This is a genomic window from Loigolactobacillus backii (genome assembly GCF_003946275.1).
Lineage (GTDB): Bacteria > Bacillota > Bacilli > Lactobacillales > Lactobacillaceae > Loigolactobacillus > Loigolactobacillus backii.
Window position 1 is genome coordinate 1 of sequence record NZ_RHNQ01000088.1, and the last position, 6604, is coordinate 6604.

The following is a 6604-nucleotide window of genomic DNA, read 5'->3' on the forward strand; positions in this document are numbered from 1 at the left end:
GTCTTTAATACTGAGCGCAAATTTTATATGATTGTCTATAGGGTTCACGGTTTTCTCATATCCTTTCAAATGATACTGTAGTGGGTGGATTTTTTGGATGAGGGCTGTGAGCTCTTTTTCTGTCCTTAAATTGTAAATTCAAAGGCACAAAAAATCCTGTTAATAGTTTACCATTTGTAAACTATCAACAGGAAAAAGTATAGAGCCGTATTCTTTAGGACGATTAGTTATCGATCCAAGAAAATCACTTTCTACGTATTTTAATCCCAAAATTATTCTTCTGGAGTTTTCTGTTTCGGCTTATCAGCAGCCTTTTCGTCCACTTCCGGTAATAACTTTACCCGTACTTCTTTTGACATCTCATCTAATAAATCAGGATGATCAGTTAAATAGGCCGTTGAATTAGGCAAGCCTTGCCCAATACGTTCGCCCTTATAACTATACCAAGCGCCTGACTTCTTAGCGATATCATTTTCAACTGCTAGTCCAAGCACATCCCCAACGGCGGAAAAACCCTTGCCATAATAGTTTTGAATTTCGGCAACTTTAAAAGGCGCCGCTACTTTATTCTTAGCGACCTTGATCTTAATTTGATTACCAATTATTTCGGTTCCGTTCTTAATCTTCTCGCCACGTCTTACGTCCAAGCGAATGGTTGCGTAAAACTTCAACGCACGACCACCAGGAGTTGTTTCAGGATTACCGAACATAACCCCAATCTTTTCCCGTAATTGATTAATGAAAATAACCGTTGTTTTTGTTCGGTTAATCTCACCAGATAATTTACGGAGTGCCTGGGACATCATTCGTGCTTGTAACCCAACGTGGGCGTCACCCATCTCGCCATTAATTTCAGCTTGGGGTGTTAATGCCGCAACCGAATCAACAACAACTAGATCAATCGCGCTACTTGCCACCAGTGTATCAGCAATAGCTAACCCTTCTTCACCGGAGTCTGGTTGTGATAACAGCAACTGATCAATGTTAACACCTAATTGCTGTGCGTACTTAGGGTCCATTGCATTTTCGGCATCAATATAAGCGACGGTTCCCCCATTACGTTGAACCGATGCAGTTGCCGCTAAGGCTAGCGTTGTCTTCCCACTTGATTCAGGACCGTAGATTTCAATAATCCGCCCTTTAGGAAATCCACCAACACCCAAAGCAACATCTAATGATAAAATACCAGTCGAGTTTGTTTCGATCCGGGTACTTGTATTCTCACCCATGCGCATTACAGCGCCTTGCCCAAAGCTTTGACGAATCTTCTTTAAGGCGTGGTCTAATGCAGCCTGTCGTTCTGTTTCGTTCTTGGCAGTCGTGCCATCATGATTAGCAATACTCTTTGTTGCCATTTAGCTCACGCTTTCTTTTTTTGCCGAACACACGTTTGTCATTAAATTCAGTTTAACGCCTTTAGTCGTAAAATGCAATTTAATACTGCCGAATTTCGACCTAAATTTATCGAGAAATCTAAAGATAAAATTTGAATTGTTTTAATCGACCATCCAGCCATGGATCTACAATCTAAAACTACTATATCATCATTTGGACAAGGACGTAACTAAATCTATTTAGACAAAAAACACTGATTAGCAAATTTAATTATCCCTAAAGGATCATCAATTTACTAACCAGCGCCGATTTAAAATTTTTAATTATTTACCGTGCTACTTGTTTTAGCGTAGGCAGCTTCCTGCTTTACTAAACGAGCACGTTCTTTTTTGTTGTACCATGGTGAAATCGTAAATGCTAAAATATCATTAATTAAGTAAATTGAACTGTTTACAAACATAGCGAGAGTTGCTGATCCTTGCTTGAATGAAACAAACCATAAGACCATCTGTGCTAAACCAGATGCCAGCCACCAAATGTATTGGTTATTGTAACGTAGGAAGCAGATTACGCCGGCCGTTAAGCTGATGGAGAAACTGATGGCATCAATCCAAGGCCGGGGGTCATTTGTAAACCGACCAATGACAAAACCAGAAACAAAATAAACAATAATCGTTGAAATAATGGCAATAGCCCAAGTTGATCCATTAAATTTTCTAATCTTTGAGACCATATTAACGTTCCAATTAACGCTTAAGAGTACCGGAATGTCCAACGTAATCATATACGCCAACTGTTCACCAATGCTAAGGTAGTTACCGGCCGCATACCCGGTAATAATAAAACAAATGGCCGATAAAATGCCTAACCAACCATTAACCGATTTAGCCGCATTAATTGCTAAAATACATAAAACACCAAGTGTCGTTCCGATAAAGGTAACCAACGTCAACCAAGTAATTCTTTGATTAACCAACGTCATAACCTGACAACCAACACTAAAGAAAAACAAATAGTAATTTTGTTGGGGCCACCCTTTTAATTGGTGCCTTAAAAACTTAATATAGTTACTCACAATACTCTCTCCCTGCTCATTGATAATTTAATAAAATAGCTGGCCAGCCATTAATAACACAATATATTGTGAGCTAATATTTATCAGCACTATATATTGTAGCACTATTTTTGATTTGCGCCAGTCACTTTTTAAATAAATTTGCAAAAAAAGACGTTTGGCCGCAACGCAAAAAAGATGCTTCAACTGAATACGTTTTTATAAACGCTTCACCAGGAGCATCTTTTTTGTAAAAATTAATTTAGTTATCTTGGATATTTTACTAGATCAATTACTAACATAAGGCAATCATCATGCAGCAGCATGCTTTATCCGCCACAGCTTACCAATTTCCGTAATGACTAAGACAATAAACCCAGCAATTGCCGGAATTACCCAGCCGTAGAAGAAATTAATTGGCGCAGTGTGGAAAATTGATTGCATAAATGGCAAATAAATAATCCCAACTTGGAGTAATAATAAAATGCCAACGATAATAAAGGCCATCTTATTTTCAAAAAAGTGTTTCGAAATCACTGGGTGCGCGTTACGCAGGTTAAATAAGTAGAAAATCTTCCCAAAAATCACAATATTCAAGGTCATAGTACTACCTAACGCAACGGACATTCCAGCACGAGTCGCAAAATCAAAAGCAATTATCCCTAAACCGGCGATTAGCACTGAGACATAGGCAATTTCGATAATATCCAGCCGATTTAGTAAACCAGCTTTTACATTACGTGGTCCCCGGGTCATAATGCCATCTTCTGGCGGTTCAAAAATAAAGGCAAATTGAATCGTTAGGGCCGATACCATGTTAATCCAAAGTAACTGTGTTGGAAATAACGGCAACTCTTGGCCCATTAAAATACTGATCATGACAATTAAGCCTTCCGCAAAACTTGTTGGTAATAAGAATCGAATGGTCTTTCTAATGTTATCAAAGACGTGGCGGCCCTCACGAACAGCTTTAACAATTGTTGCGAAGTCATCGTTGGCCAGAACCATATTGGCTGCTTCTTTGGCAACTTCAGTTCCTTTAATTCCCATTGACACACCAATATTGGCCTGCTTTAAGGCCGCAGCGTCGTTAACGCCATCACCAGTCATTGATACAACGTGCCCATTTGCCTGCTGGGCATTAACAATTCGTAGTTTATCTGCCGGTGTTGTTCGAGCGAAAACGTTGTAATTATCAATGCAGTTCTTTAACTGATCATCATTCATTTCATTGATTTCGGGACCTGTAATCGCGCTAATTTGATCGTCTAAGCCCAAACGTTTGGCAATGGCCCCCGCAGTATCCGGATGGTCGCCGGTAATCATCTTAACTTTTACACCAGCCTGACGTAATTCTTTAATCGATGAAACGGTTTCCTCTCGTGGTGGATCCATAATGCCCACCATACCAACCAACTGTAGGCCGGCCCCAATTTGTTCTCGTGTGATGGTCGTCATTGTTTCAGGCACACGCTGGTAACCTAAAGCTACAACCCGCAGACCATCATTGGCCAACCGTGTTAAATTACGTTCCCAGTGACTATCATCAAAATCAGGATTACCGGCGGCCGCCATTTTACCAAGCGTCGCCGGTGAACCTTTAACCATCAAAATGTGCTCGCCATTAAAGCGAACCAACCGGGCACTAAAACGAAACGCCGAATCAAACGGTAGTGAATCAATCTCATCCACTTCAGGTGTGTGCCCAGTCAATTTTTGGTAGAGCACCGTCAATGCACCATCCGTTGGTTCACCATTTAGCTGCCATTGGCCATTTTCCTCAATCAACGCGGCGTCCGTCGTTTGTCCGGAAATATTAACCAACCAATTAAGGCCTGGATCATCCTGATAAGCAAATGGTTTACCATGGTATTGTAACTCGCCGGTTAAATCTAACTGGTCTCCTTGGGTAAAACCAACTCCAGTAACGTCATAGTGATGATCACCAGTAATAACTTGGGTTACTGTCATTTCATTTTTAGTTAATGTCCCCGTCTTATCGGTATTAACAATATCAACCGCACCTAAAGTCTCTACGGCCGGCAAAGTTTTAACGATGGCGTGCTGGGTTGTCATCTTTTTAACACCCATTGACAAAACAACTGAAGTGCTGGCTGGTAGGCCTTCTGGCATAGAACCAACAACCATTGTAATGACCGCAATTAGTAGCGCCGGTAGACTGTAAACGTGCGTCCACATGCCTAAACCAAATAGCAAAATCGCTGCCACCACAATACCGATTGAAAGGCCAATTCCTAGTGAATTCAAATTTTGCATTAATGGTGTTGGCTTTTCTTTAACATTTACAACACTTTGTTGAATGTGACCAATTTCAGAATCCGTCGCAGTTGCGATGACAATTCCTAACGCCGATCCAGAAGTTACAGCAGTCGAAGCAAAGGCCATATTTTGCCGATCAGCCAACGCCAAGTCGGCCTGATCAATGGGCTCCTCAATTTTATTAACTGAACCAGTTTCACCAGTTAAAATTGATTCTTGTACCTTGAAATTATCCGCCGAAATCAACCGTAAATCAGCTGGAACCGCGTCCCCGGCCTCGAGGTTAACCAAATCACCAACAACTAATTCTCGGGCTGGTAATTGGTGTTTTTCACCATCACGAAAAACGTAATTCTCTGATAGTAACATTTCTCGAATCTTGGTTAGCGCGTTATCCGCCTGAACCTCTTGAAAATAGCCAATCAAGGCGTTAGCAATGATCACTAATCCGATAACAATTGAATCAGAGTAATGATGCATTAATAAAGTAACGATTGCTGCCACAGCCAAAATATAAATAATACTATTATTAAACTGCTTAATGAAGCGAATGAAATTAGACTGCTTTTTAGCCAATAATTCATTGGGTCCATTTTTTTCAAAACGTCGCTTTGCTTCTTCACTCGTTAAACCGACCTCAACATCGGTTTTATACGTTGCCTTTAATTGACTCGTTGTTTGTTGCCAGACCGGCAACGACCTGGGGCTAGGTTTGGTATTTTTTCCTGAATAGTCACTCATTATAGTTTATAAACTCCCTTTCGATTTCAGTGTTCTTGACTGTTTAACTTTTTAGCAAACTTAATACCGTGCATTTCAATCATCTCCAATCCAAAAAAACTTTTGTAAGCATAGTATACAGATTTTTCTTATGAATTGCAGTCTTAAAGCAATTATTCCGAAAAATAGTTTAAAAAAAATAAACTCATTAATCACAGTTTAGCGGTAAATGAGTTTATCTGAATAGCTTGTTGAGTTTTAGAATAAACCCTTTAATCCAATACTAAGTTGATTAGCAAAATAGGATCCCTTAAATTAATTCCGTGGCTAACTCTTCTTTACCTCTGAGCGTGAACGTTGCTTACGGTGACTGTTGACTTGATGGGCCAACAGCGTGGCCACAACGGCTATCACTAAAATAATAACGAATAACCACGACGGAATTTCAATGCCAATTTGTGGAATTGAGAGGAACAGTTTGATTGCGATAAACGCAATTAAATAGTAGGCCATTGGTTCTAATTCTGGAATTCGTTTCATGAAGGACAATATCAATTCGGCCACGCCCCGCATTACCAAAATACCAACTAAACCACCGATTAACACGATAATTGGATTCGACGAAATGGCTAGTGCGGCCAACACAGAATCTACAGAAAAAATGGCATCCATCATAACAACTTGTAAGACAACCACCCAGAGTACTGAGCTACCCTGCTTAGGCTTTTGCGTTGTTGCGTGTTTTTTTTGGTGTCGTTGATAGAAAAAATGACCAACTAAGTATAACAAATACAGTGCCCCGATCACTTTTACGGCCCAAATATGAATCAAAAAAGTTCCTAAACCGATCATGATAAAGCGCATGAGGTAAGAACCCCACAGCCCGTATATCAGCGCCTTCTTCTGCTGCCGCAAAGTTGGTAAAGACTGTGTTTGTGCCGCCAATACAACTGCATTATCCACCGAGAGTAAACACTCAATAAGAATTAGCGAAAAAATAATTGCCCAATCGCTGCCAGAATCGACAACTTTAATCCAATTAGATAAATCAAAAAATGGGCCATACAGTTGCTCAATTATGTGCACCAAACCAACACCGCTCCTTTTAATCATTTCTAGTAATAAACATTGTAACACGCGTGGTGCTAGTTCGTCACAAAATTAAAAAATCCTAAATTATAGACTAAAATTGCCAGTTCAATTTTTAGTTGAAAG

The 6604-nt window shown here is 40.0% G+C and carries 4 protein-coding genes; all 4 read right to left on the minus strand.

The genetic code is table 11. The features are described from left to right. Positions 1-272 precede the first annotated feature (272 nt). Positions 273-1355 (minus strand): recombinase RecA, encoded by a 1083-nt coding sequence (recA, locus tag EKM61_RS10930; protein ID WP_068226112.1) that lies wholly within the window; start codon positions 1353-1355, stop codon positions 273-275. A gap of 299 nt (positions 1356-1654) precedes the next feature. Further along, positions 1655-2410, minus strand: a complete 756-nt coding sequence (gene pnuC, locus EKM61_RS10935) for a nicotinamide riboside transporter PnuC (RefSeq protein WP_068226111.1) — start codon at positions 2408-2410, stop codon at positions 1655-1657. Positions 2411-2701: 291 nt separating this feature from the next. Next, positions 2702-5410 carry an HAD-IC family P-type ATPase gene (locus EKM61_RS10940; protein ID WP_068279644.1) on the minus strand — a complete coding sequence of 903 codons (2709 nt, stop codon included), beginning with the start codon at positions 5408-5410 and terminating at the stop codon, positions 2702-2704. Between the two features lie 306 nt (positions 5411-5716). Next, positions 5717-6478 (minus strand): DUF475 domain-containing protein, encoded by a 762-nt coding sequence (locus tag EKM61_RS10945; protein ID WP_068226109.1) that lies wholly within the window; start codon positions 6476-6478, stop codon positions 5717-5719. Positions 6479-6604: the final 126 nt, after the last annotated feature.

Excerpts from the sequence above, each read along its gene's own strand:
- EKM61_RS10940 (WP_068279644.1), bottom strand. The coding sequence starts at position 5,410 with ATGAGTGACTATTCAGGAAAAAATACCAAACCTAGCCCCAGGTCGTTG.
- recA (WP_068226112.1), bottom strand. The coding sequence starts at position 1,355 with ATGGCAACAAAGAGTATTGCTAATCATGATGGCACGACTGCCAAGAAC.